This is a genomic window from Candidatus Streptomyces philanthi, assembly GCF_059553635.1.
Window position 1 is genome coordinate 58,519 of record NZ_JCANQV010000001.1, and the last position, 19,230, is coordinate 77,748.

A 19,230-nucleotide genomic window follows, 5' to 3' on the forward strand; every position below is an offset into this window, starting at 1 on the left:
TCCGCAGTTCTTGCAGCAGGGCGGCTCGTTCGAGGTGCCGCACCAGGGGCAGAGGCTTTCCTGGCGGGGCGGCGGCGGAGGAGTGGGGCGGCGGGTCACCGGGTCACCCCCTTGAGCGCGAGGACGGCCAGGAGGGCGACGGTCGTCGGGCAGATGCCTCCGGCGCCCTGGTAGGAGCCGTAGCAGATGTCGCAGGTCCAGTAGTCGGGGCCCTGGCGGACCATGGGGCGACCGCAGCAGATCGGCATCAGCGCTTACCGCCGGTGTGTGATGTTGCAGGGGCCGGCGTGCCAGCTGCGGCAGGCGCCGCAGTAGTACTCGGGGTTCACGCCGCCACCCCCAGCTCCTGGGCGAGGCCCGCAGTGCGGGGGTAGACGGCGAGGGCGCGGTCGAGGACGGGGGTGTCCTCGGGGAGGTAGCCCATGACGCGGCGCCACTTCCCGGTCGAGTCGGACCATGCGCGGCGGGGTTCGGCGTCGCGGGAGGCCCGGTAGGCCTTGGCGGCGACGCGGCCGAAGGCGGAGCCGTAGCGGTCAGCGAACTCGACGCTGGCGCCGCGGGTGACGAGGTAGCGGCGGATGAGGATCATTCCGGCGCTGATGGTGGTGTAGAGGACGCCGCGGTCGACGCGGGCGGCGGCGTTGAGGTGGCGCCGGGCGATGCGGCGGCGCGGGTGGGCGGTCAAAACCGACAGCCCGGTCCTAGTCAGGGTAGGCTTCGTTGCCATGCGGGTTCCTCCTGGTTGGACAGGTAGGGGTTCGCAAGGCCCTGACCTGGTGTGCGAGACCGGGTCAGGGCCACTTGCTTTTCTGACACAGACCACACTACCCCATGTAGGTGGGGTCTAGGTAGGGTAGGAGGGAAGATGACCCGAGAGGACCACGAGATGGCCAGCTACCGAGACGTAGCAGCGCGGCTCCGACGCGACGTAGAAGCAGGTACCTGGCCAGTCGGCCGCCCGATCCCAGGTATTGAGAAGTTGCGGGTGCGGTACGGCGCGGCGCGCGCGACGATTACCCGCGCGATCAAGCACTTGGTAGCGGAAGGGTTGCTCTACACAATCCGGCGCCAAGGCACGTTCATTAGGCCGCCGGCCCCTGCGACCACTCTCATCAGGGACCGAAGTGTGTACCGGGATGAGATCGGCTACTACTTCGACCCGGCCGCGCAGGACTGGCGTGGCATCGGCACGCCGACGCGAGAAGTCGCAGTGCCGCCGGACGACATCGCCGACATCCTCGGGACCCCTCGGGGCGAGCACGTCACGGTCCGGGATCGCGCCGTCGGCCCCCCGGATGCCGAGTATGCGTCCCAGCTCGCCACGTCCTACCTGCCGATGTGGCTCGTCGGCCAGCTTCCGGTCCTGGGGGCAGCGGAGACGGGCCCTGGTGGCATTTATGACCGGATCGAAGAGCATCTCGGCGAGGCGATCGAGTGGGAGGAGGTTGTGTCGGCCCGCCCAGCAAGCGACCGTGAGCAGCGAGAGCTGCGCATAGGGGCTGGTCTGCCTGTGCTGATCGTGACGCGGATCTCGCGTGTTGGAGATCGGGTGGTTGAGGTGAACCGGACCAGCACGCCGGCAGATCGGTTCGCGCTGTTGTATCCCGTACCTCGGGACAAGAGCGCGCGCTGGCCCCGGGAGGACCGCGGCGAGTAGCGGTAGCTCCGTCTCCGCCGGGTGCCGGTGGGGGCGGAGTTGCGCGTTTTACCCCAAGAGGGGCGTGCTGGCCGGTACCGTCCGGCGGGAGCCGTCGCGGATCACAGGTGCCGGGGGTATCGCCGCGTGGCACTGGAGGGGATCATGCGCAGGATCGCGCTCACGCTCGCCGCGACTGCTGTCGTCGGCGGCCTGCTGGCCGGATGTTCCGGCGGCGACGAGGTGGCGAAGAAGGACACCACACCGCTGTCAACCGCCGCGGCGGAGGCGAAGCCGCCTGCGACGGACAGCGACGAGAAGCCGGCCGCCTCCAAGGACGTGAAGATCACCAGGGCGGGCGTCGAGGACCACGAGGTCTGGGGGAAGAAGGCGTACGTGGTCCACTACGAGGTCCACAACACCGGCCCGAAGGCCGCGGACTACTTCGCACGGCTGGAGTTCCTGGACGCCGACGGCGACGTGCTCGGCACGACGGGGATCACCGCTGACAAGCTGGGCGCGGGCAAGGTGAAGAAGGGCGACATCGCCCCGCTGGACGCGGAGATCGAGAACGGGAAGATCGCGGACATCAAGAGCGTGCGGGTCACGCAGGTCGACCGGACCTGACGGCCGACAGACAGGCGTGGAGCCCCCGCTGCTGCGGGGGCTCCGCCGTTTCACGAGTGCCCCCTGAACAGGGGATATGGAACCTGCCGGTGGCATATTTCGCCGCTTTGCGCGCCTGCCCGTGCGCTATCGTGCAGACGATTGGTGATCCCATACCAGGAGGCGGGCATGACCACCGAGTGGACCATCGAGTCGATCTGCGAAGCCCTCGGCGACCCGGCCCTCTCCCAGCGCTTCCTGAGCGAGATCAACAAGGCTCCGGTGGACCGGCTCGTGGTCGTGGCGGAGAAGTGGGAGGCGGTCGCCAAGCGCATCCTGGCTGCCGCCGACCGGGGCCGTGCACTCGCCGAGCATGAGGCTCGCGGGGAAACGCTGCCCGGGGAATGGGTCGACCGGACTGATCGGCTGGCCGAGGACGCCGACCGGATCCGTGCCCGCGGTGCCGCCTGATTCGTTCCGCGTAACGGAGTGTCGCCGATCCGATACTCTGCCTGCATCTGCATGCCGACCTCACCGGCGGCCGTGTGATCCAGGCAGACCGGGAGGTCAGCGCGTTGTACCGGCTCATCTACGACCCCGGCACCGAGGCGATCCATGACGGACTCCCTCCTGCCGCGAGCGAGGCGTTGACGCTGGCGCTGGAGGCGGCCTGCTACGACCCGATCGGGGAGACCCGCGCCCGCGGGGAGGCTGACGAGTGGAACCGCTCGGTGGTCGTCGAGGGGGCCGTGGCCCTGATCTTCGTGAGCCACACCCACAAGTCCGTCGCGGTGCTCGACGTCATCCCCCTGGGGTGAGGACCTTCCCAGACCTCGTCTGGTCGAGGGTGTGGCCCGGAACGCCAGCAGCCTTGGCGATGAGCCGGGACTGGGACTACCCCCGCGGGGGTAGTCCCTCGCCGCGGCCGAGGAGGAGCTGGCCGCGCGCCGGGGAGCCCGGCCTTCTCAGGTAGCGCGCCGCAGCAGGACGACCGCCGTGGCGTCGTCGCGATATCCGTCGTCCCCGTCCTCGGCAGCAGCGACCAGCGCGTCCGCCAGGGCCTGCGGGTCGTCGACGTGCTGCTGGCACAGGGCCTCGGCGGTCTCCTGGTCTACCTGGTCGGAGATCCCGTCGCTGACGAGCAGCACCAGGGGGACGTCCTCGGGGATCTCCAGTTGGCGGCACGTCATCTCCGTGGCCTGCGCGAGGCCGAGCCGCGCCCAGTTGTCCTGGCTCTCCGCGACCTCGACGGGGACGATCTCGATGGTCTCCCCGCCGTTCCAGCGCAGCCACTCGCCCATGGTCTGATCGCGCGACCACAGGGTTAGAGCCTTCCCATCCCAGCCGTAGGCGCGGCAGTCGCCGATCCAGTGCACACTCGTGGGCCGCCCTGGCTCCATCGAGGCGACGATCGCGGACATGTGCGGCGGGCGGTCGTATGCATCTGCCATCCGTCCGGCGGTGATCAGGCCGGTGAGTCCGCCCATGGCCATTCCCATGAGGGTGATCGCGGGCGGCGCGTGCTTGGCGAAGTCGACGACTTCTTCGTGGTGGCCGGCGCCGTCCACGACGGCCGCGTACACCTGGTCGCCTTGCTGGTGGGTGTGGGCTCCGTCAGCGCAGGGCAGGTCTGTGCCCGGCCGTTGGGCTACGCCCACCGCTACCGTCTCCGAGTCCACTGTGCTTGCCGTCATGAGAGTCTCCTTCGGGTCGCGGGCCCTGGCAGGCCCATCACTCTCTATAGGCGTCGCGGGTCAGCGGTGTGCCTAGAAGCGCAAATCTGTGATGGGTGGGGCGGGTGTGGTTCGAAACGTAAGCAGCCCCGGCTCATCGCCGGGGCTGTTCTGCTTCGGGTGCTGCTACCGGTGTGCGCGTGTGTACTCCGGCAGCAGCCGCGCCGCCTGGCGGGCGAGTTCCGCGGGTTGACGCTGCCCCGGGATCTGCCCGAGTTCGCGGAGGACATCGACGGCGCGGTCCGCGGGGACGATGCGGATGCCGCCGAGCACCAGTTCGCCGCCTTCAACGGGGGCGCCGTCCATGATGACGAGCGGAGTGACGTGGACGCCGAGGACGGTGGAGACCGTAGCGGTCTCGTGGCGGATTCCACGGAGGCGTTCGGTCACGTCGAAGTCACCGTGGAAGAGCCGGCCGTCGACGACGCGGACACGCCATTTGGCGGACCACCGCTTCGTATCCGGGAGGATCACGGTGCCGCGGGGGCTGATCGCGAGGTGGTCGATGTTGGCGCGGCCGGTGGGCAGCGCGCGGTCGTGGAGGACCACCCATCCCTCGTGGCGGAGCGGGGCCAGGCGGGCGGCGGTCCGGCGCTCCCCCTCGGCGCCGGCGCGGTAGCGGGCGGCCTGGCGGCCGCGGCGGGTCTGGATGCCGAACGCGTCGGCTAACTGGATGAGCGGGGTGCGGAGTTGGCGTGCGCGGGCTTCGGCGGAGGCGCCAGCGCCGGTCTTCGGATGCTGGCCGCGGTAGAGGAGCCAGGCTGCGATGGCGACGATAACGAGGATGGTGATCACGGTTGTCCGTTCGGGTGAGGACACTGTCTGCCCGGGGTGTCCGGATGGGTGTCCGTGCTGGTCAGGTGGGGTGTGTCCGGGTGTCTCGTGAGGGTGTCCGGACGTGTCAGGCGGCCGTCCGGACGGACGTGGCGCTGCGGCGGTACCACTTGGGAGTGCGGGGGCGGCCCTGGTAGTACGCGGTCCGGGCGGCCCGGCAGGCTGCGCACGTCGGGAGTCCGAGCAGCAGCTCCAGCCGGTACCCGGCCACGCTGCCGCCCCGCTGGTGCTCAACGGCGAGCCGGTCGAGGCGCCCCTCGCGTATCCGCGCGTCCTGCTCGACTTGGCAGCGGTGGCAGGCTTCGCCACGGCTGAGGTGGGCGCGCCAGGCGGTCTCGGTGCCGCACTCGGCCTGCGGCGGCCTGACGCTGCGCCTCCGGATCGCGAGGCGCTCCTGCGGAGTGAGGCCGCCCCAGATGCCGTCGGGCTCGCCGGTCCGGAGGGCCCAGTCGGCGCACTCCTGCTGGACGGGGCACTGGGCGCAGAGCGTCCTGGCGGAGGTGGCGCGGAGGCGGCCGAAGTCGCCGTCCTTGGTGACGTACAGGTCGGCGTTGCCGTAGCAGGGGGTGTGCTCGCCGGGGGCGAGGGCGTCGAGGAAAGTGGGGAAGAAGGCGGCTTCCATGGGGCGTCCTTGCTGTGCGGTGATCTGTTCGGGGTGGGCGCGCCGGCCGTGGCGGTCGGCGCGCCCGTTGTGGTGTCCGGACGATGTCCGTGCAGGTGAGGGGCGTGTCCGGATGCTTTGTCCGAAGGCTGTCCGGTGGTCGCGGACGCCGTCCGGACGGCGGTTACAGCAGGGACATCAGCCCCGCGGCAATGAGGAGGGCGGTCTTGTGCAGGGCCTGGTCAGCGAGGTACGGGCCATTCATCCCTCCCGACTTCAGGACCGCGAAGTGGGGCGAGCCGGTGTGCTCCAGGATCCAGCGCACCGGCCACCGGCGGTCCAGGAGCGCGTGCGTGCTCGCGGAGACGACGAGCCCGGCCGCGAGGCCGACCCACGTCACCTGGAGCGGGAGCACGGCCCACGCGAGGGCGATGAGGACGCCGAGGACGAGGTGGTACTGGGCGACGTGCGCGAGGCACGCACCCCACCCGCAGCGGGGGTTCTCTCCCCAGAGTTCAACATCTTCTCGGGACGGCGCGGCTTTCCTCGCCGACTGGTGGTCGGTCTGGCCGAGGACGTGGTCGGCGAGGGCGTGGCCAGCCGCGAGGACGGGCCAGAGGGCGGCGAACGTCGCGAGGGTCGCGAGCTGGTCGTTGGTCATCAGGCGCCTTCCTTGACGGGCTCCCAGCGGATGACGGTGATCTCGCGCGGCTCGACGCGGGTCGCTTCGACGGTGTCGCCGTGCCAGCCGTGGTGGGCCGGGCCGCCGTCGCCGACCTCGAAGGCGCCCGTGTCGAGAGCTGCCTCGTACTTGACGGCGTAAGCGAGGCCGTCGAAGCGGAAGATGCACCTGCGGAGCTGGGTGTACTTCAGCGTGGTGACGTGCTCGTCGGCGATCAGGACGTCGCTGTACACGACTTCCTCGGGGGCGTACGGCGGTACGCCCAGGGCGCCGAGTTGCTCGCGGGTGAAGCGACGGGTGGTCATTAGGTGGTCCTCCTGGTGGGGGTCGGGATAGGGAGCGGGAGCTGCCCGGGGACTGCGGTCACTGGGGTCTCCGGGACGGTCACTGGCGCCCGCGGGCGGAGCCGGAGGGCGCGGCGGCAGACGGGGCCGAGGCCGTCGGCGGCGGGTCGGCGGAGGCGCCGGCCGCACAGTCCGCAGCGGGTCACTCGTCGGTCTCCAGGGCGTATCCGGTGCGGCGGGGCGTCCCTGTGGCGGTGGTCGGGCTGGCGTGCAGGGAGTGGACGAGGATCCAGCGGGGCCGCTTCCCAGTGACGGCGTCGACGACGCATGCGTGCGCGTGGCTGGGCTCGTACGACGTGATGCGGATGCGGGTGGAGCTGCGGGGGTCGCAGCTGCGGTAGGTCTGGCCGGGGTGGATGTGGTGGTCGGTCACGCGATCTCGTCCTTGCCCCACGCCGTGCACGCGGCCTCCAGCTCGCTGGCACGTCCCCACCTGCTGCTCCCGCCGATGAGGCCGCCGTCCCAACCGGGCCGGCCGAAGTTGTGGAAGTGGCCCGGCAGGATCTGTCCGTTGACCACCAGGCGGGCCGCCTCGGCCACGTCATCCGGCGAGGCGTAGCCGTTCACCGGCAGGCCCGTCGGGTACTGGTTGGAGCCGTCGGAGTTCAGTGCGGCGAACTCCCAGAGGGGGCCGGCCTCGATGCCGTCCTCGCGGCCCGTGTGCCACTCCCAGATGAGCAGTAGGCCGTGCGGCCACGGAGTGCCCGTAGGGACGGTGTCGGGGTCTTCTCCGATGACGTTGCTGGGGTCGAGGGTGATCGTCGCGTTGAGGTAGCGCCAGGTGCCGCGGGTCTCGCAGTCGTCGGTCCAGGTGTGGTCGGTGGGCGGGAGTCCAGCTTCGGTGAGGGCGGTGGTGACGGCGGTGATGTAGGGGTCGTGGGGTAGTGCGTTGGTGGTCATGGGTGTCCGTTCTGTGTGTCGTTTGAGTGAGGGCTCTGTATGGCGTTTTGACGGCCGTTCGGGGCGTTGTTCACGGAAAGGGTTCGGCGACCCCTGTTCGCCGCCCTGAGGGGTCTTTGCGGCCGTTCTCGGGGGTGTTGGGGGTGATGGTGTAGCCGCTGCTGGTGAGGTAGTGGGCTATCTGGGTGGTCTGGCCGTCGGGGGTGGCGTGCGACGGCGGGGTGGTGAGCTGGTAGTCGTCGAGGGCGGCTCGTATGACGGCGAGGGCGGCGTCACTGATCACCGGTCCTCCTCCGCGTCGGGCAGTGGGTGGCCCGCCTGCTCCAGTCGCCATGCGAGGTCTTCCGCGTCGATGCCGCCGACGTCGTTGGCTTCGATGCACCAGTCGGAGACGATGCGCAGCACCTCGGAGAGCGCAGTGTGAGCGGTGTCGGGCGGTAGGTGGTCAGTGGGCTGATGGGTCATCGGGCTCTCCGGTCGTGGTCGAGGCGGGAGGGGTGCGGGGCGGTGTATCGCCGGCCGCTGGGGGTGGTGCAGCGGTTGCCGGGTTGGGCTCGGCAGTACGGGCACGGCACGGTGAGTGCGGGCGGCCGGTTGCGGCGGAGTTCGGGCGGCATCGGGGCGCCGGTCATGCGCCCTCCCGGGAGAGGTAGGCGAGGGCGGCGGCGCGGCGGCGCTCGATCTCGGCAGGGGTTTCGGTGGTGGCGGGTTGGCCGGCGGCGATGCGGCGGCGGGCGCCGTGCGGGCGCGGGGTGTTCTTCCGCGGCCGGGTCTTGCAGGGCCGGCCGATGGGGGCGTGGCAGGTGGGGCATTCGACGCCGAGGGGGCCGGGGCGGCGGATCTGGGCGACGACCGCGTCCTGCTCTTCGTCTGGCACTTCTCGTCCGACGCTGGTGAGCGCCCCGAGGACCGTCGGGTGCGGTCCGCCCTCAAGGGCAGGTGCGGTCATGGCGGTCGGGGCGTTCCCGTTCACGACGGCGGCGATCTGGCCGCGGAGTCGGGCGAGGTAGTGCGGGTCCGCGTCGCCGACGGGAGGTTCGTAGGTGAAGTTGGCCAGGCGCTCGCGGCGGAGGCGCCGGGCGTGGTGGATGACGTCGGGGGTGGTGACGCGGAAGCGGTCCTCGGGGCGCAGGTCGCCTTGCGCGATGTAGAAGGCGGTGAGGGCGGCGCGGGCGTCGGCGTAGGTGATGCTGGCGGCGTTGAGGTCGTCGTGCCAGGCGAGGATGTCGGCCTGGCCGACGGTCCGTTGGTCGCGGGCGGCGGCGAGGCCGAGGAGTTCGCCGATCTGCTCGTAGGTGATCACTGGTGCTCCTGGTCGTGGCGGGCCTGCATGGCGCGGCCGAGGTCGATGGCCTGCTGGACGCGCTGGTCCGTGGTCGAGGGGCGGGGGGTGGGGCCGAAGGGGATGACCGCGCCGCCTACGGCTGCTGGCAGGCCGTCCGGGGCCGCGGCGGCGGAGGGCAAGGCTCGCCAGGCGGGGAGGAAGTATTTGCCGCTGCGGGGCGTGGTGCGGGCGCCTTGCCAGCTGGCGGTGGCGGAGGCGACGAGGGCGGGGATGCCGCAGCGGCGGATGAGGGCCTCGATGAGGAGCCATTCCTCGGGGCGAAGGTCCCAGCCGACGTGGAGGCGTGCGGCCTGGAGCGCGGCGACGAGGGGCTGGGAGGCGGCGGGGATTTGGGGGCGGTCGCCGATGTAGGCGATGTCGGTCGTGCTCGCGCCCGCGCGCGTAGCTAGCTGTCCTTCCTCCGTCTCCTCCTCTGGAGGAGACGGAGGGCTTGGCTTGGCTTGGGTAGGTGTGACGGTGTCAGCAGGCGTGCGGTGTGACGATCCCTCCTGACCTGCGGCGGATCCGGAAAAGCGGGGGTCTTTTTGAGGAGTTTTCTCGGAGGATTCGTCTTCGTTTGAAGAACTTTTCGCGGAAGAATCTTCGGCTTTTTTGCTGCTCTTTCGGCTCGCGCGGCTCTTCGCGGCGCGCTCGGCGGCGCTCTTCTTGTTGGCCTCGTGCTGTGCCTTCGTGACGTTCCGGCCGCCCTCGAAGAAGTCGTGGATCATGTAGTCGCCTGCGGGCGGCTGAGGGCATCGGGTGCACTCGTGGCCGTGCTCGTGCCACAGGCCGGCAGCGAGGAGTTTCCGTACTTGGGCGGCGCTGCCGTAGAGCTGGACGACCACGCCGGGGACGACGCCTTCGGTGAGGTGCTGGGCGGCGTAAGCGCCGCAGCGCAGCCACAGGCCGAGTGCGGCGTTGCCAGCCTTGATGAACTTGGGGTGACTGTGCGACGCGTCGTCGATCTTGAACCACGGCATGGCGGCGTCTCCTGGCTGGTGCCCAGAAGCGGGGCGTTGGGCGTCCCGCCCCTGGGCCGTGCGGATGGATCAGAGGTGCGGGAGGACGGGCCACTGGCAGCCGGCGAGGGCTGCGCGGTGGCCGTCGGGAACCTCGGCGAGGGGCTGGCCGAGGTGGTCGAGGCCCATGGCGCGGAGGATGAGGGCATCGGCCTCGTCGTCGCTCGGGAGGATCGCGCCGTACCGCGTGCGGGCGGCGTCGAGGACGATGGCCTTCCGTGAATTGCCGCGGCCCGTCGCGTACTTGGCCCGGCTCATGGGCGGGATGACGGCGACGGGGATGTCCCGGTCCGTCAGGGCGCCGACGATGCGCCACCACAGGCCGGAGAGGTCGTGGTGCCCGGCCTGGCCCATGGAGGCGTGGGACGGGCCTTCGACGCACGCGAGGTCGACGGTGCCGATCTCGTCCATGACGCGGGCGGCGATGTAGCGGAGCCGGGCATGCCGGTCGGTGATGCTGTCCTTGCGGCGCCCCTTGGTAGGGACGCGGACGGTTCCACCGGCCGTGGCGATGCCGGTGCCGGTGAGGCTGATGTCGAGCCCGGCGACGCGGTAGAGGCGGGGCCGGGGCCCGGCCGCGGCGCCCTCGGGGATCTCGATGCCAGGGTCGGCGAGCCAGGTGGCGGACTGGGTGGGTTGTCCGCCACCGCAGTGGACGATGCAGGCGGTGACGATGCGGTCGTTCTCGACGTCGATGCCGGTCGTTTCGAGGTCGAAGCCGGCGAGGCGGCCGGTGTGCCAGGGAGGGTTCATGGGTGGTCCTTCCGGGCGCCGACGGCGATCTGCGCGGCGCGGTAGACGTGAGAGCTGGAGCGGCGCTTGCCGGAGGCGACGGCACGCTCATCGATGAGGGTGGAGGCAGACTGCGGAGACGGCGTCTCCCACGCGTCGGTGGGCCAGCCGGGGCCGGGCTGCGGCTCGGGGCGCCCGGCGAGCGCCCACGGAGCGTGAGCGGAGCACCGGTAGCCGCAGGGGTACGGGCGTACCCGCCCCGAGTGCTGGCCGAGCGCGCCGCACGGGCGCGGTAAGGCGTGGGAGGTCATGCCGCCACCTCGCACTGGCTGCTGCGGCTGGCCGAGCGGGCGCTGCGGCAGGGCTGGCACAGCGGGATGCTCAGCGAGAAGTGCGCGCGGTAGCCCGCGGGGGTGCCGCAGCGGCCGGTCCAGTCCGGGAAGGCCGCGGGGTCGTCGATGGAGTCGTCGTCCCAGGCCCCGACGGGCGCCCACCCGGCGGCGGCCGCCCGGCGCCGGGCCCGAGTGATCCCGCCCGGGGAAGCGCCGTGCTCGGCGGGATCGGTACGCCACCGGGCGTCGTAGAGGTCTCGGACCGCCTGAGCGGTCTGCACCGTGACTCGGGCCGCCGTAATGACCCCGCCGAAATTCCCCGGGGTCATCCCCAGCGCGGCAGCGAGCTTGTCCTGCGGCCAGCCCCCGGCGACGAGCGCCTGGAGACGCCGGGTGGTCCCGGTGGCCGAGATGATCGTCCTCGGCGCCAGGGTGTCGAGAGTCGGCTCGACGGCAAGCACGACGGCGGCGAGTGCCGGACGGACCCGTTCCTGCGGGCCGGTGCCACGCTCAGGGCGCCCGCCGAGGACGGCCTGGAGACGCTTGCGGTCGATACCCGCGGCGGCGGCGATGGTCCGCAGGCCCATGCCGCACGCCTGGAGGTGTTGCACGTGGGCTCGCACGGGCTCGGCGTCAGCCCAGGGACGCCAGGTGCCGTATGCCAGAGCGCGGTTCCGGTTGTCGTCGTACTGGCTGCGGGCGTATCCGCAGGTGTAGCAGCGGCAGCCGTCGAGCCGGTACCGGGCGTAGCCGTGAGGACGGGTGGTCACGGGTGCACCTCGTCTGCGTCGACGAACTCCGCCTCGATCGGACCCTCGTCATCAACCGCGGGCTGCGGCACCGGGGCGGCGGGCGCGACGGTCGGCTGCTGCTCGGCGGCGACCTCGGCCGCAGCGCGGAGCTGCTCCCGCATGTACTCGGCACTGGTCGGCACCCACTTCGTCAGCCGGTGCGCGGCGGTCTTCATCCACATCGCTTCCTCGTGGCGCTGCCACGGGGAGTACGGCGAGTCGGAACCCTGCGACATGGCCTTCGCCGCCATGACCTGGGCCCGGTTGAGGACGACCACCTTCGACGTGGCGCCGTCCTTCATCACCGCGTACGCGTAGACCAGCCGGAGCGGGCCGCGGTCCTCGGCGTCCCAGTCGATCTCGTGGTTCGGGCGCTCGTCCCGGCCTGGCGAGTAGCGGAAGTGGTCCGCCTGGCGGACGGTCTCGACGATCACGGAGGAGACGGCGCCGGCGCGGTAGATCAGCTCGATCTCGCCCTGGTAGCCGCGGATGCCCTGAACCTCCATGCGGCCCTTGGTCTTCCGGGGGACGAGATAGAACTGCTCAGTTCCCGGGGTGAGCCCGAGCTGGGCGGCGTCCATGAGGGCGCCCATCAGCGCCGCGGGGTTGTTCTGAGCGGCCTGGGCGAGGTTGCGGTCCCGCCGCAGGACGCCGACGGCGAGCCGGACGAAGGTGTCGGGCTTGACGTGGCTCGGCATGACCTGGGCGAGGTCGGCCTTGTAGTGCTCGACCATGGCGCCGGGCCCGGACTCGCGGACGGCAACGGCGTTGCTGATGGTCTCGGTGGTCATCGGGTCCTCCGGGTACGGGCGGGGAGAAGCTGGAAGGTGCGTCCGTTGCGGACGGTGCGGGTGGCGACGCGGTCGCGCTCACAGACCGCGCGGCGACCGGTGCCGATCGCGTCGAGCAGTTCGCCCTTGCAGGCGGTCAGCTCGTCCTCGGCGGCCCAGAAGGCGTCCTGCGCGGCGTGCCACCGGTCGCGGAGCCGGGTCGGGATCTCGACGTCGATGTCGTCCAGGCCCTCGGGCAGCTCGCGGACGGTCTGGTAGGTGGCGCTGTGCCCGTCGATCTCCGGCCGTTCGTTGGCGGCGAGGGACCGCATGAACTCGGCGCCGGCCGCCCGCATCTGGAGCGCGTCGACGGGGTCGTACTCGACGACGTACTCGCGGTAGTCCGCCCCGGCGATCAGCACGGCGACGTGGCACCGGGCGAGGCCGAGGACGTCGAGGTAGTGCAGGCACTGGGCCCGGTAGTGCACCGGGATCTCCTCCGTGCCCTCTTCACCCCAGCCGATGTCGTCCCGCGACGTTTTCGCCTCCAGGAGCGCGGCGGTCTCGCCGCCATCGGAGAGGAGCCGGTCAGGGTTGGCGATCTGCCAGGGCCGGTCGGCTGCGGCGTAGGTCGGCGCGGGCTGGACGTCCCACTCGGGGTGCCAGCGGGCGAACTCCGAGCAGATGACGGGCTCCAGGGCGGTACCCCAGTACATGACGTCGGTCTCCTCGGCCGGCGCGACGCAGCCCTTCTTGCGGTGCCAGAGGGAGAACTGGCTCTCGTACGGGGAGAGGCCGAGGACGGCGGCGATCTCGCTGCCGCCGATGCCGGCGGCGCGGGCGGCGTGCCATTCGGGGGAGCCAGGCGCGAACCAGCCGAGGATGGTCGGCCCGGCGGCCGGGGCGTGTGCCCCGGCCAGCACGGTCGTCGTCATACAGCGCCACCACCGATCTGCCCGAGCGCGTCGCAACCGCCGCACTCGACGTTGATGGAGACGCCGTGCATGCAGCGATCCGGCCCGTACGGCGCCGGAGCGGCGGCGCGGGTGGACTCGCCCTTGCGGGTGTCCTTCCCGGCCTCGGCCGCCATCCGGCGCAGCTCGTTCGCGGCGGCGTACACGTCACGCATGTGGTCGTCGGTGAGGCCGCGCAGGCGCTCAGACTCGTCCAGGGAGTCGGCGGCCTCGCGCAGCACCTCGGTGCGGTAGGAAGCCAGCAGTTCCTCGGCCGTCACGTCGCCGACAGCCGAGCCCTCCGCCGCGCGGAGGCCCGCCAGGATGTCGTCGCGGGCGCTCATGCCTCACCGCCCGTGGCGAGGTAGTCCGCGAACCCGGAGGCGTGGCGGCGCGTCTCCCACGTGCGGGACCGCTGCCGGCCGCCCTCACGCCAGCGGACACGCCAGCCGCCAGTCGCGGCCAGCTCCACACGGATCACGGTGCGCCGCGCCGCGCGCCACACCCTGGCCGCCTCATCGCAGCACAGCGGGATGCCCAGCTCGTCGGTCGTCCCCAGCTCCGGGTAGACGCGAGCGATATCGGCAGTCAGCTCCTCGCGCAGCAGGTCACAGAAGCCGCACATCAAGTGGGTCCCGGAGCGGTACGTACGGTCCTTCACGCCGCCGCACCCCCCTCAGCGGCACGCTGAGCCGGGACCGGCACCGGCCCCGCCAACGCCCGGATCCGATCAGCCAGCACACGGCACTGCGCGCCGTACACCGGGATGCGCGGGTCCAGCGTGTCCACGAGCTGCTCCACGAGCAGCGTCTCGGGACGGTGACCGTCGTACGGGCGGTCCTCCGCCTGCTCCGCGAGGATCTCGGCGAGAGCGTCGGCGTGCTCGGTGACGAGCTCGACGATCAGGGACTCGATGAAGTGCGAGACGTCGAGAGCGATGCCAGCCGGGGTGCGGCTGACGCCGATCCGGAACGGGCCGGTCACGGGCGTGTGGTCAGCGGCCATCGGTGCCTCCGAGGAAGTCGAGGAGCAGCGTGAGGAGCCAGAAGACGAGGAATCCGAGGGAGATCCAGATCAGGAGCCAGATCACGCGGCCACCGCCACGGCCTCGGCAGGCAGGGCGGGCAGCACCACGTACACACGGACCGGCGCGCCAGCCTCGTCCTCCCGTGCCACGAACTCCAGCACCGTCTCGCCCGTCGTCCACTCGCGGCTGTCGACGGCCATGGGGTCGATGCCCAGCGCCTCGCGCCACGCCTCGAAGTGCGTGGCGGACCGCACCTGGACATCAAGGTCGCGGGTCCCAGCGATGTACGCGCTGGGCAGGCCCGGGTGCTGCTCCGCCAGGCGGTCCAGCGCCCGCAGCGCGGGCCGCTGCTCGCGCAGCGTTTCGGATGGGATGATGTTGCTCACGGTGAGCCTCATTTCTGGTTGGTGAGGTGAGCCGTAGGGGTCGCACCGGAAAGCCGTCCGGGCGGCCCCGATTTCGTTCAGGCCGCGTCGAGCTGCGAGTTCGAGTTCGCGGCGGTCCAGGACTTCACGCGGTCCAGGTCGAACCGCCGACCGCGGAACGCGGTGGGCTCGACGGGGCAGCCGCGCTTGACCCACTCGTTGATGAGCCAGCGGGTGACGCCGTAGTACGCGGCGAGCTGGTCAGTGGTCAGGAGCGGCGTGATCCCGATGGGGCGGAGAGCTGAAGCCCTTTCGGCGAGGTCGGTTGCCATGAACTGGAATCCCTTCTACTTTTTCACTGTGTCAGTTGCAGTTGACGGCGCGACGAAGAGGTCCTCGACGGGGCGCCCCAGTGCCTCGGCGATCAGTCGTGCGGTGCGCAGACGGCAGCGCTCGCGCGCCGACGTCCCTTGCCCAGTCAGCCGCCCGACGATCGCCGGGCTGATGCCCTTCCCGCTCGGGTCTGCGGCCCGAGTGGCTGCGGCGAGCTTGGGGCCGGAGAGTCCGGCCGCCTGCATGGCGACCCGGAGCGCCTGGCCTTCGCTCTTGCGGATCAGGGTGGGCATGCGTGGCACCTCGCACCGAGTGACGGTTGGGGCGGCCTCTCGGTCGCTGTTACAGTTTTACTGTGTCAGTTACAGTGAGCGCAAGTGTGGCGTCGTGAGTTTCAGGGACTTGCGCTCAGGGGAGGAGCTTTCCGAACATAAGTTCTAACTTTGTGGCATACGCCACCGCTCCACCACGCGGCGGGGAGGCCGCGGGAGCGCATATCGGTCTGCGCCACTCTGCGCCACGCTCCTACTTTCGCTTGCGAAAGTAGAAGATCAGCGTGCACTCTTACAGCGTGACGAGCACCGAGAAGCGACCCGAAGACCTCGCGCAGCTCATCGCCCGCCTCAAAGGCACCTACGGCGTCAGCGAAAGCGAGATCGCGCGACGGATCGGCGTCGCTCCGGCCACCGTCAACGGCTGGGTCAACCGCCGACGCGGCACCGGCCGCGGCCCCCGCGTCGACAACCTGCGCGCCCTCGCCGCGGCCTTCCCAAAGCTCTCCGAGCAGGAGATCTTCGCGGCCGCCGGCCGCAAGTCGCCCGGCCCTCTGAGCCCGGACGCCGAGGAGCGAATCCTGGAGATGTTCCGGGACCTCACCGCAGAGCAGCAGGAGCTGGCGGAGACCACGTTCCGGGCCTGGCGCGACAGCAACCGGTCCACCTGAACCTCTCACTCTCCGTGAGAAGATGGGCGTTCAGGGTGGTCGCATCCTGAACTAAATCGCGATAACTTCGACACAGGCCGATGTCCTCCCCCACGGCCAGCCAGCAGCCGCACGAAACGTGTTCCGCAGCCTGCCCGGGGGTCTCTGTGTGCATCCGCGTCCAGTACGCGCCGTTCCTGCCTACCGTCCCATGGGATCACCGGCAAAAGGTGATCACTCTGCCGAGTTACCTCTCCGAGGTCTACACCCTCCGCATGGTGCGAGAGATCCTCAGGGAACTCGCTATACCACAGCCTGATCCCGGTATCCCAATGTGCTTTTGCGGAGAGGCCGTTCGGATCCTCCCGCGAGTTCCCCAGCAGCGGCAGGCCGAGGCGGTGACGCGCTATGGCGCCTAGGGCTTTCAATAACCCCAGGCAGAACCGCAGTAAATACTGTGGTTGCAGCCTATGTCTGGAGCACTACCCGCCGGCCGAGCACGGTGAACGCAAAAGCCGGCGCGATTGCATTGGAACATGGCAAGCCCGCTATCGAGACCCCACGGGAAAGCAGCGAGCGAAGAATTTCAAGAAGAAGAAAGAGGCGGACGAGTTCCTGGATGAGGTGCGCACCCAGGTCCGCCAGCGGACGTACGTCGACCCGAAGCGCGGGCAGATCAGGCTGTCAGCCTGGTGGGACACGTGGTGGGAGATCCGTCGGCATCAGGGGCGCGTCACCACGCGGAACCGCATTCACGGCGTCTGGCGCGTGCACATTGAACCGCGATGGGGCGGGTACAGGATCGCGGACCTGGAACTCACGGAACTACAAGCGTGGCTCACAAAAGAAGTGAAGGGCCACGAAACCCAGAAACGCGTCAAAGAAGTTCTCGTCGCCCTACTGGAGACAGCGGTTTTGGATGGTAAAAGGATTCCCGAAAATCCTGCCGTTAAATTGAAGGTTACGGCGACGCGGAAAGAAAGACACCCTGACGATCTTAAGCCGCCGACTGCCGCACAGTACGAACTGATTCATGCGGCGCTCCCTCCGTACTACCAGGTCATCCTGCGGGACTTTGCGCACGAAACGGGAATGCGGCCAGGGGAATACGCCGGACTCCGCTTGCACTGCGTCGACTGGGAAGAAATGGTGGTCCATATCAAAGAGATCATCGTCAGTGACGACGGAAAGCTTCGACGCCAGGCCGCTCCCAAGACCAAGGCCGGGTTCCGCACAGTGCCGCTCACCCCGCGAGCGGCTTCGGCTGTCACGTACATGGTCGAGAAGTGGAAGCCCGCGCGGACTCGATCCGCGATCGGCGACGGAACCGATCTGCACGTTGAGGAGCTGGTCTTCCGCGGCCCGAAGGGGAAAGCTCTCAACACCAACAATTTGAGCGGCCGCGTGTGGCGCGCAGCGATCACGCAAGCAGGGGTGGCCCGGCAGGTCGTGAACCCGGAGACGGGGCGCACTGAGTGGTGGCCGAGGATCTACGAGTATCGCCACCTGGTGACGACACGCCTGCACGCCTCGGGGGTGCCGGAGAAGGATGCGCAGACGGTGCTCGGACAGGACCGTGGGGGCCGCGTTACGTGGGTCTACACGCATGAGAGTGAAGGGTCCCGGGAGCGGGTTCGCGCAGCTCTAGGCGGTGAATGTGGACTCCGGGTCGTTTCGTGACCCTCTGGAGCCAGGGTCCACATAGAGTCCACAAAACCCCCTCACCGAGACTCATCGCGGCTGCCTGAAACTCACTTTGGGGCCGAGAGGCCGGGCCCCTCGAAACCGACTGAGGCTCACAAGGGCCCACACCGACGCGCGCGGAAGGGGTGTGCTCTTACAAAGCAGATGTCGGCGGTTCGAACCCGTCTGCGCCCACCAGTTCCACCAGCGAAAAGCCCAGGTCAGGCCGTGTGCCGACCTGGGCTTTCGTTCGTTCCCCCGCCCCGTAAAGCCTGCTCGTCGCAGAGTCGACCACGTCCTGGACCGGTCACGCTGGCACCGATGGCAACACCGGGCGCAGGAGCCACTACAGGCGACGAGACCACAGCCCAGGCTGAAGTCTCGTCACCATGATCACCGATGTGGCGGCAGTCGTCATCCGAAGACGTTGGCAATCTCGGCGGCCACCTGCTCCGCCTCCGCCTCCGCCTCCGCATCCGGCGAGCGGGGCACTGCCAGCGTGGGCTGGCTGAAGGAGATCGACCCGAGGATGTGGGTGAGGAACGGGAAGTAGCTTTCCCACTCTTCAAGATCGTTGGTCGTGAAACAGAAGACGGCGATCTGGCGCCCGTTGGGGAAGGGGAGGAAGAGCTGCGCCTGGCGGATCAGTTCCCTCTCCTCGTCCCCGGTTGCCTCGTCGCCCACTTAACGACCCGCGCCCGGCGCCTGGCGTTCCTCAACCACACCGACGGCGGGCCCACACGGCAGCAGCATCGTGGCCACCTCACGGTATTCACCGGTGCCGACGTCCTGGGACGCGAGCTCGGCCGCAGTGCGTCGGGCGAAAGTCTCGGGCGGCCCGGTGGGCTGGTCGCGGACGAAGACGCTGAACATGCCGTTGGTGAGCGTGGGCTCGTCTTCGTCCACGCGATAGAGGCAACTGGAGACGTGGACGGCGTCCTGCTCCAGCAGCTCCAGCAGCATGAGCTCACTGTTGACCACATAGGTCAGCTTCTGTTCCGGGGACTCGTCCGGGTAGAGGTTGTTGATGATCTGGGCGAGGCGTGCCATCCGCTCGTCCGAAGGCTCGTCCAAGGGCAGCTCCGTGAAGCCCTCGCGGAGGGCGAACCACAGCGGGACGGGGACGGTGGGCAGGGGTGCAGCGGATTCAGGGGCCGTGTAGGGCGTAGTGGCTTCAGCCATTTGCTCCCACCTTGGCCGCACCGAACATGTTTGCGATGCCGATCAGTGCACCGGCCGCACCGGACTTTCCGCCACCGAATAGGCCGCCTGCGCCGGTGATCACGCTGTTGGCGCCAGTGGTCTTGGCGGCAGCGTCCCCCACGCCTTGATCACTGGTGAACAAAGTGGCGGCCGTCGGCCCCGTCAGGCCGAGCTGCGAGGCTCCCTGAGCTCCCTTGGCGATGTTCCCGGCCACAGCGGGGTTCGCTCCCAGCTCGGCTGCGGCGCGGCTGACTCCCTTGGCGAACAGTGGGTTCTCCATCGCTGCCTTCGACCCCTGGGCCACGCCCCGAGACGTACCTACGGCGCCCGCCCGCAGACCTTGCGTCACCTTGGCTGCCCCGGTGGCGAACTTGGCGCCCTTCGCGCCCGACGCCAGGCCACGACCGACCGCTCCCACTACGGGGATGGCGCCGAGGGCG

At 69.9% G+C, this 19,230-nt stretch carries 33 protein-coding genes; 6 read left to right on the forward strand and 27 right to left on the reverse strand.

Annotated elements, in window-relative coordinates; genetic code table 11:
* Window positions 1–95: 95 nt before the first annotated feature.
* Both AC51EU_RS00335 and AC51EU_RS00340 read right to left on the reverse strand, forming a co-directional pair.
* Window positions 96–224: a hypothetical protein gene (locus tag AC51EU_RS00335; RefSeq protein ID WP_496264518.1), complete on the reverse strand. Its 129-nt coding sequence runs from the start codon at window positions 222–224 to the stop codon at window positions 96–98.
* Between the two features lie 101 nt (window positions 225–325).
* Window positions 326–727 (reverse strand): hypothetical protein, encoded by a 402-nt coding sequence (locus tag AC51EU_RS00340; RefSeq protein WP_496264519.1) that lies wholly within the window; start codon window positions 725–727, stop codon window positions 326–328.
* A 138-nt stretch (window positions 728–865) separates the two neighbouring features.
* On the opposite strand from AC51EU_RS00340, the gene AC51EU_RS00345 reads away from it, so the two are divergent.
* The 4 genes from AC51EU_RS00345 to AC51EU_RS00360 all read left to right on the forward strand — a co-directional run bounded on the left by AC51EU_RS00345 (window position 866) and on the right by AC51EU_RS00360 (window position 3,060).
* A complete protein-coding gene (locus AC51EU_RS00345; RefSeq protein ID WP_496264520.1) occupies window positions 866–1,657 on the forward strand; it encodes a GntR family transcriptional regulator in 792 nt (263 codons plus the stop codon).
* A 144-nt stretch (window positions 1,658–1,801) separates the two neighbouring features.
* Window positions 1,802–2,263, forward strand: coding sequence for a hypothetical protein (locus tag AC51EU_RS00350; protein ID WP_496264521.1), 462 nt, complete (start codon window positions 1,802–1,804; stop codon window positions 2,261–2,263).
* A gap of 168 nt (window positions 2,264–2,431) precedes the next feature.
* Window positions 2,432–2,713: a hypothetical protein gene (locus tag AC51EU_RS00355; protein WP_496264522.1), complete on the forward strand. Its 282-nt coding sequence runs from the start codon at window positions 2,432–2,434 to the stop codon at window positions 2,711–2,713.
* Between the two features lie 74 nt (window positions 2,714–2,787).
* Window positions 2,788–3,060 (forward strand): hypothetical protein, encoded by a 273-nt coding sequence (locus AC51EU_RS00360; protein ID WP_496264523.1) that lies wholly within the window; start codon window positions 2,788–2,790, stop codon window positions 3,058–3,060.
* Window positions 3,061–3,207: 147 nt separating this feature from the next.
* Here the strand turns inward: AC51EU_RS00360 and AC51EU_RS00365 are convergent, their stop codons facing one another.
* From AC51EU_RS00365 to AC51EU_RS00470, 22 genes are all read right to left on the reverse strand, one after another.
* Entirely contained in the window at window positions 3,208–3,936 is a 729-nt protein-coding gene (locus AC51EU_RS00365) for a SpoIIE family protein phosphatase (protein ID WP_496264524.1), read from the reverse strand.
* A gap of 165 nt (window positions 3,937–4,101) precedes the next feature.
* On the reverse strand, window positions 4,102–4,770 hold the full coding sequence (locus AC51EU_RS00370; protein ID WP_496264525.1) for a nuclease-related domain-containing protein: 669 nt from the start codon (window positions 4,768–4,770) through the stop codon (window positions 4,102–4,104).
* 106 nt (window positions 4,771–4,876) lie between these two features.
* Entirely contained in the window at window positions 4,877–5,431 is a 555-nt protein-coding gene (locus tag AC51EU_RS00375) for a WhiB family transcriptional regulator (RefSeq protein ID WP_496264526.1), read from the reverse strand.
* A gap of 163 nt (window positions 5,432–5,594) precedes the next feature.
* Complete coding sequence (locus AC51EU_RS00380) at window positions 5,595–6,071, reverse strand: hypothetical protein (protein ID WP_496264527.1); 477 nt, start codon at window positions 6,069–6,071, stop codon at window positions 5,595–5,597.
* Window positions 6,071–6,397: a hypothetical protein gene (locus AC51EU_RS00385; protein WP_496264528.1), complete on the reverse strand. Its 327-nt coding sequence runs from the start codon at window positions 6,395–6,397 to the stop codon at window positions 6,071–6,073. Before AC51EU_RS00385 ends, AC51EU_RS00380 begins: the two co-directional genes overlap by 1 nt.
* A gap of 181 nt (window positions 6,398–6,578) precedes the next feature.
* On the reverse strand, window positions 6,579–6,809 hold the full coding sequence (locus AC51EU_RS00390) for a hypothetical protein (protein WP_496264529.1): 231 nt from the start codon (window positions 6,807–6,809) through the stop codon (window positions 6,579–6,581).
* Window positions 6,806–7,336: a hypothetical protein gene (locus tag AC51EU_RS00395; protein WP_496264530.1), complete on the reverse strand. Its 531-nt coding sequence runs from the start codon at window positions 7,334–7,336 to the stop codon at window positions 6,806–6,808. Before AC51EU_RS00395 ends, AC51EU_RS00390 begins: the two co-directional genes overlap by 4 nt.
* Before the next feature lie 70 nt (window positions 7,337–7,406).
* Complete coding sequence (locus AC51EU_RS00400; RefSeq protein WP_496264531.1) at window positions 7,407–7,619, reverse strand: hypothetical protein; 213 nt, start codon at window positions 7,617–7,619, stop codon at window positions 7,407–7,409.
* Window positions 7,616–7,801: a hypothetical protein gene (locus tag AC51EU_RS00405; protein ID WP_496264532.1), complete on the reverse strand. Its 186-nt coding sequence runs from the start codon at window positions 7,799–7,801 to the stop codon at window positions 7,616–7,618. Before AC51EU_RS00405 ends, AC51EU_RS00400 begins: the two co-directional genes overlap by 4 nt.
* A 163-nt stretch (window positions 7,802–7,964) precedes the next feature.
* A complete protein-coding gene (locus AC51EU_RS00410) occupies window positions 7,965–8,639 on the reverse strand; it encodes a zinc finger domain-containing protein (RefSeq protein WP_496264533.1) in 675 nt (224 codons plus the stop codon).
* Window positions 8,636–9,640, reverse strand: a complete 1,005-nt coding sequence (locus tag AC51EU_RS00415) for a mucin-2 (protein WP_496264534.1) — start codon at window positions 9,638–9,640, stop codon at window positions 8,636–8,638. The genes AC51EU_RS00410 and AC51EU_RS00415 overlap by 4 nt, the downstream gene beginning before the upstream one ends.
* 69 nt (window positions 9,641–9,709) lie before the next feature.
* Window positions 9,710–10,432: a hypothetical protein gene (locus AC51EU_RS00420; protein WP_496264535.1), complete on the reverse strand. Its 723-nt coding sequence runs from the start codon at window positions 10,430–10,432 to the stop codon at window positions 9,710–9,712.
* Window positions 10,429–10,722, reverse strand: coding sequence for a hypothetical protein (locus tag AC51EU_RS00425; RefSeq protein ID WP_496264536.1), 294 nt, complete (start codon window positions 10,720–10,722; stop codon window positions 10,429–10,431). Before AC51EU_RS00425 ends, AC51EU_RS00420 begins: the two co-directional genes overlap by 4 nt.
* Window positions 10,719–11,513: a hypothetical protein gene (locus AC51EU_RS00430; protein WP_496264537.1), complete on the reverse strand. Its 795-nt coding sequence runs from the start codon at window positions 11,511–11,513 to the stop codon at window positions 10,719–10,721. Before AC51EU_RS00430 ends, AC51EU_RS00425 begins: the two co-directional genes overlap by 4 nt.
* Window positions 11,510–12,325, reverse strand: coding sequence for a recombinase RecT (locus AC51EU_RS00435; protein ID WP_496264538.1), 816 nt, complete (start codon window positions 12,323–12,325; stop codon window positions 11,510–11,512). The genes AC51EU_RS00430 and AC51EU_RS00435 overlap by 4 nt, the downstream gene beginning before the upstream one ends.
* Window positions 12,322–13,239, reverse strand: coding sequence for a YqaJ viral recombinase family nuclease (locus tag AC51EU_RS00440; protein WP_496264539.1), 918 nt, complete (start codon window positions 13,237–13,239; stop codon window positions 12,322–12,324). Before AC51EU_RS00440 ends, AC51EU_RS00435 begins: the two co-directional genes overlap by 4 nt.
* Window positions 13,236–13,601, reverse strand: a complete 366-nt coding sequence (locus AC51EU_RS00445) for a hypothetical protein (RefSeq protein ID WP_496264540.1) — start codon at window positions 13,599–13,601, stop codon at window positions 13,236–13,238. The genes AC51EU_RS00440 and AC51EU_RS00445 overlap by 4 nt, the downstream gene beginning before the upstream one ends.
* The gene (locus AC51EU_RS00450; RefSeq protein ID WP_496264541.1) at window positions 13,598–13,918 is read right to left on the reverse strand and encodes a hypothetical protein; all 321 of its coding nucleotides are present in this window, start codon (window positions 13,916–13,918) and stop codon (window positions 13,598–13,600) included. Before AC51EU_RS00450 ends, AC51EU_RS00445 begins: the two co-directional genes overlap by 4 nt.
* Window positions 13,915–14,262 carry a hypothetical protein gene (locus AC51EU_RS00455; protein ID WP_496264542.1) on the reverse strand — a complete coding sequence of 116 codons (348 nt, stop codon included), beginning with the start codon at window positions 14,260–14,262 and terminating at the stop codon, window positions 13,915–13,917. Before AC51EU_RS00455 ends, AC51EU_RS00450 begins: the two co-directional genes overlap by 4 nt.
* A gap of 81 nt (window positions 14,263–14,343) precedes the next feature.
* Complete coding sequence (locus AC51EU_RS00460; protein ID WP_496264543.1) at window positions 14,344–14,670, reverse strand: hypothetical protein; 327 nt, start codon at window positions 14,668–14,670, stop codon at window positions 14,344–14,346.
* A gap of 77 nt (window positions 14,671–14,747) precedes the next feature.
* Window positions 14,748–14,981: a hypothetical protein gene (locus tag AC51EU_RS00465; protein WP_496264544.1), complete on the reverse strand. Its 234-nt coding sequence runs from the start codon at window positions 14,979–14,981 to the stop codon at window positions 14,748–14,750.
* A 15-nt stretch (window positions 14,982–14,996) separates the two neighbouring features.
* Complete coding sequence (locus AC51EU_RS00470; RefSeq protein ID WP_496264545.1) at window positions 14,997–15,275, reverse strand: XRE family transcriptional regulator; 279 nt, start codon at window positions 15,273–15,275, stop codon at window positions 14,997–14,999.
* Between the two features lie 278 nt (window positions 15,276–15,553).
* Between AC51EU_RS00470 and AC51EU_RS00475 the strand changes: the two genes are divergently transcribed.
* Together AC51EU_RS00475 and AC51EU_RS00480 are read left to right on the forward strand one after the other, a co-directional pair.
* Window positions 15,554–15,925, forward strand: a complete 372-nt coding sequence (locus AC51EU_RS00475; protein ID WP_496264546.1) for a helix-turn-helix domain-containing protein — start codon at window positions 15,554–15,556, stop codon at window positions 15,923–15,925.
* A gap of 387 nt (window positions 15,926–16,312) precedes the next feature.
* Window positions 16,313–17,584, forward strand: coding sequence for a tyrosine-type recombinase/integrase (locus tag AC51EU_RS00480; RefSeq protein WP_496264547.1), 1,272 nt, complete (start codon window positions 16,313–16,315; stop codon window positions 17,582–17,584).
* A 417-nt stretch (window positions 17,585–18,001) separates the two neighbouring features.
* On the opposite strand, the gene AC51EU_RS00485 is transcribed toward AC51EU_RS00480, so the two are convergent.
* Genes AC51EU_RS00485 through AC51EU_RS00495 form a run of 3 tightly spaced genes read right to left on the reverse strand, consistent with a single transcriptional unit; the run spans window position 18,002 to window position 19,070 of the window.
* Window positions 18,002–18,271: a hypothetical protein gene (locus AC51EU_RS00485; RefSeq protein WP_496264548.1), complete on the reverse strand. Its 270-nt coding sequence runs from the start codon at window positions 18,269–18,271 to the stop codon at window positions 18,002–18,004.
* On the reverse strand, window positions 18,272–18,769 hold the full coding sequence (locus AC51EU_RS00490; protein WP_496264549.1) for a hypothetical protein: 498 nt from the start codon (window positions 18,767–18,769) through the stop codon (window positions 18,272–18,274).
* Window positions 18,762–19,070, reverse strand: coding sequence for a hypothetical protein (locus AC51EU_RS00495; RefSeq protein ID WP_496264550.1), 309 nt, complete (start codon window positions 19,068–19,070; stop codon window positions 18,762–18,764). The genes AC51EU_RS00490 and AC51EU_RS00495 overlap by 8 nt, the downstream gene beginning before the upstream one ends.
* Window positions 19,071–19,230: the final 160 nt, after the last annotated feature.

Excerpts from the sequence above, each read along its gene's own strand:
- AC51EU_RS00335 (WP_496264518.1), bottom strand. The coding sequence starts at position 224 with ATGGTCCGCCAGGGCCCCGACTACTGGACCTGCGACATCTGCTACGGC.
- AC51EU_RS00340 (WP_496264519.1), bottom strand. The coding sequence starts at position 727 with ATGGCAACGAAGCCTACCCTGACTAGGACCGGGCTGTCGGTTTTGACC.
- AC51EU_RS00345 (WP_496264520.1), top strand. The coding sequence starts at position 866 with ATGACCCGAGAGGACCACGAGATGGCCAGCTACCGAGACGTAGCAGCG.
- AC51EU_RS00350 (WP_496264521.1), top strand. The coding sequence starts at position 1,802 with ATGCGCAGGATCGCGCTCACGCTCGCCGCGACTGCTGTCGTCGGCGGC.
- AC51EU_RS00355 (WP_496264522.1), top strand. The coding sequence starts at position 2,432 with ATGACCACCGAGTGGACCATCGAGTCGATCTGCGAAGCCCTCGGCGAC.
- AC51EU_RS00365 (WP_496264524.1), bottom strand. The coding sequence starts at position 3,936 with ATGACGGCAAGCACAGTGGACTCGGAGACGGTAGCGGTGGGCGTAGCC.
- AC51EU_RS00375 (WP_496264526.1), bottom strand. The coding sequence starts at position 5,431 with ATGGAAGCCGCCTTCTTCCCCACTTTCCTCGACGCCCTCGCCCCCGGC.
- AC51EU_RS00380 (WP_496264527.1), bottom strand. The coding sequence starts at position 6,071 with ATGACCAACGACCAGCTCGCGACCCTCGCGACGTTCGCCGCCCTCTGG.
- AC51EU_RS00385 (WP_496264528.1), bottom strand. The coding sequence starts at position 6,397 with ATGACCACCCGTCGCTTCACCCGCGAGCAACTCGGCGCCCTGGGCGTA.
- AC51EU_RS00395 (WP_496264530.1), bottom strand. The coding sequence starts at position 7,336 with ATGACCACCAACGCACTACCCCACGACCCCTACATCACCGCCGTCACC.
- AC51EU_RS00405 (WP_496264532.1), bottom strand. The coding sequence starts at position 7,801 with ATGACCCATCAGCCCACTGACCACCTACCGCCCGACACCGCTCACACT.
- AC51EU_RS00415 (WP_496264534.1), bottom strand. The coding sequence starts at position 9,640 with ATGCCGTGGTTCAAGATCGACGACGCGTCGCACAGTCACCCCAAGTTC.
- AC51EU_RS00420 (WP_496264535.1), bottom strand. The coding sequence starts at position 10,432 with ATGAACCCTCCCTGGCACACCGGCCGCCTCGCCGGCTTCGACCTCGAA.
- AC51EU_RS00425 (WP_496264536.1), bottom strand. The coding sequence starts at position 10,722 with ATGACCTCCCACGCCTTACCGCGCCCGTGCGGCGCGCTCGGCCAGCAC.
- AC51EU_RS00435 (WP_496264538.1), bottom strand. The coding sequence starts at position 12,325 with ATGACCACCGAGACCATCAGCAACGCCGTTGCCGTCCGCGAGTCCGGG.
- AC51EU_RS00440 (WP_496264539.1), bottom strand. The coding sequence starts at position 13,239 with ATGACGACGACCGTGCTGGCCGGGGCACACGCCCCGGCCGCCGGGCCG.
- AC51EU_RS00445 (WP_496264540.1), bottom strand. The coding sequence starts at position 13,601 with ATGAGCGCCCGCGACGACATCCTGGCGGGCCTCCGCGCGGCGGAGGGC.
- AC51EU_RS00455 (WP_496264542.1), bottom strand. The coding sequence starts at position 14,262 with ATGGCCGCTGACCACACGCCCGTGACCGGCCCGTTCCGGATCGGCGTC.
- AC51EU_RS00465 (WP_496264544.1), bottom strand. The coding sequence starts at position 14,981 with ATGGCAACCGACCTCGCCGAAAGGGCTTCAGCTCTCCGCCCCATCGGG.
- AC51EU_RS00470 (WP_496264545.1), bottom strand. The coding sequence starts at position 15,275 with ATGCCCACCCTGATCCGCAAGAGCGAAGGCCAGGCGCTCCGGGTCGCC.
- AC51EU_RS00480 (WP_496264547.1), top strand. The coding sequence starts at position 16,313 with ATGGCGCCTAGGGCTTTCAATAACCCCAGGCAGAACCGCAGTAAATAC.
- AC51EU_RS00490 (WP_496264549.1), bottom strand. The coding sequence starts at position 18,769 with ATGGCTGAAGCCACTACGCCCTACACGGCCCCTGAATCCGCTGCACCC.
- AC51EU_RS00495 (WP_496264550.1), bottom strand. The coding sequence starts at position 19,070 with ATGGAGAACCCACTGTTCGCCAAGGGAGTCAGCCGCGCCGCAGCCGAG.